This window comes from Actinoplanes sp. NPDC048791 (assembly GCF_040650095.1).
Classification (GTDB): Bacteria; Actinomycetota; Actinomycetes; order Mycobacteriales; family Micromonosporaceae; genus Actinoplanes.
Map to the genome: position 1 here is coordinate 1 of NZ_JBEZGQ010001320.1, position 1,980 is coordinate 1,980.

The 1,980-nt window shown below is 74.0% G+C and carries 1 protein-coding gene and 1 pseudogene; one reads left to right on the plus strand and one right to left on the minus strand.

Annotated elements, in window-relative coordinates; all coding sequences use genetic code 11:
* A pseudogene (locus tag AB0C29_RS45880) lies at positions 1-449 on the minus strand (hypothetical protein); the annotation flags it as partial.
* A 191-nt stretch (positions 450-640) separates the two neighbouring features.
* Between AB0C29_RS45880 and AB0C29_RS45885 the strand changes: the two are divergent.
* Positions 641-1,980 (plus strand): SpoIIE family protein phosphatase (locus AB0C29_RS45885; RefSeq protein WP_360834310.1); only part of this gene is annotated, 1,340 nt, incomplete at its 3' end.

The following is a 1,980-nucleotide window of genomic DNA, read 5'->3' on the forward strand; positions in this document are numbered from 1 at the left end:
TGCTCGGCGCGGTCGTCCTGCTGCTGCTCAACCTGGTGGCGCTGGCCAGCCACGAACTGGGGCACGGAGCGGGACGGGCGCCGGGAGCCGGGCAGCGCGGGGTCGAGCGGCAGCAGCCCGTCGGTGGGCACGCCGGACGGCGCGGTGCCCTGCGCCTGCGCGCGGGGTGCGTCCGCGGAGCCGCCGAGTGCGGCATAGCCCAGACCGGCGCCGGCCAGGATGGCGACGGCCGCGGCGGCGAGGATCGCGGTCTGAGAACGGCGGCGCGGCTGGTGTCGAATGTGCGACACGATCGGCGCCGGGGCGGCCGCGGGCGGTGACGGAACGGAAGCAGCCGGCCCGGCCGGGTGCAACTCGTACACGTACGGCGGCACGGGATCGAATTGCTGCAGCTCAGCGACGTATCCCATGACGCCGCGGCTGGGCCGGGGCCGCGGGTTCTCGCTCACCGCGGGACTATAAGCGAGTCAAGATCAGATGAGCCAAGGCCAATTTCCGTACGGCCGGACTACGCACCGTGAGATCACGCTCGATCGGGTCACGGACGGCACATGCCCCTCACCCAGGCGTACCGGGCATAATCGGACGTCCGTATGGTGCCCCCATCGTCCGAACGGCCGAGGCGGGCTACGCTCATCTCATGGTCGGCATGGGGAGCTCTCTCGCGATGACCACGCTGCCCGATCAGACCGGCGTACCGCCGGAGCGCGCCATCGACTGCGCCGAGCTCGTCCGCCTGCACCCGTGGGCGGCGACCTCGCTGGGCCCGGCCGAGGCGTGGGACCCGGTGGTGCGCGCGACGGTCGACATGTTGCTCGCCTCGCCGGTGCCGATGGTGCTCGCGTACGGCGACGACCACGTGCTGATCTACAACGACGCGTACGCGGAAGTCCTCGGGGCCCGGCACCCGGCGGCGCTGGGCCGCCCGGCCGCCGACGTGTTCGGCGAGCTGTGGCACACCCCCGGCGTCGGCGGTGTCATCGCCGACGTCTACCGCACCGGGCAGCCGTTCCTGGAGGCCGAGACCCAGGTGGCGGTGGCCCGGGGCGGCGCCGGGCACGTCGAGCAGGCCTCGTTCACCCGCGGCCATTCGGTCATCCGCGACCTGCACGGCGTTGTCGCCGGCGTGCTGACCGTGGCCGCCGAGACCACTCAGGTGACCCGCCGGCTGCAGAGCCTCGGTGACCTCACCGCCCGGCTGGCCTCGGCGCTGACCATCGACGACGTCGCCCGGGTCGTCCTGGCGTACGCGATGACCTCCTTCGACGTCGACCACTGCGTCTTCGCCGTCGACGACGGCGCGGAGTTCCGCTACGTCCGGCGGATCCGCGGCGAGATGATGGACGAGGCGGACGAGCGCCTGCCCCCGCTGTGGAAGAGGTTCGCGCCCGACCCCGACTCGCCGATGGTGACCGCCGCGCAGACCGGCCGTCCCACGTTCCAGGCCGACGGCGCCCCGCTGGCCAAGATCGCCCAGGACCGGCACGAACGCCGGATCCGCGCGCTGGCCGCGATGCCGCTGCGCACTCCCCTGCTGCGCGGCGCCCTGACCATGGGCTACCGCACCGCGCACACCTGGCTCCCGGCCGAGCGCGCTCTGCTCTATGCGGCGGCCGAGCTGGTGGCCCAGGCCGCCGAACGGGCCCGCCGCTTCGAGGCCCAGCACGGCACCGCCCAGCTGCTGCAGCGCAGCATGCTCCCGGAGCACCTGCCGGAGCTCGACCGGTTCCGCATCGCCGCGCGCTACGACGTCGGCGTGGACGGCAACGCGGCCGGCGGCGACTTCTACGACGCGTTCGAGCTGTCCGACGGCCGCCTGGCGATGGTGCTGGGCGACGTGGCCGGTCACGACGTACGGGCTGCCGCCGTGATGGGCCAGGTCCGGGCCGCGCTGCGGGCCCTGGCGCTGACCGACCCGGCCCCCGGCACCGTGCTCGCCGGGCTGGACAGGCTGGTCGGCTCGCTCGGCGCGGAGTCGCG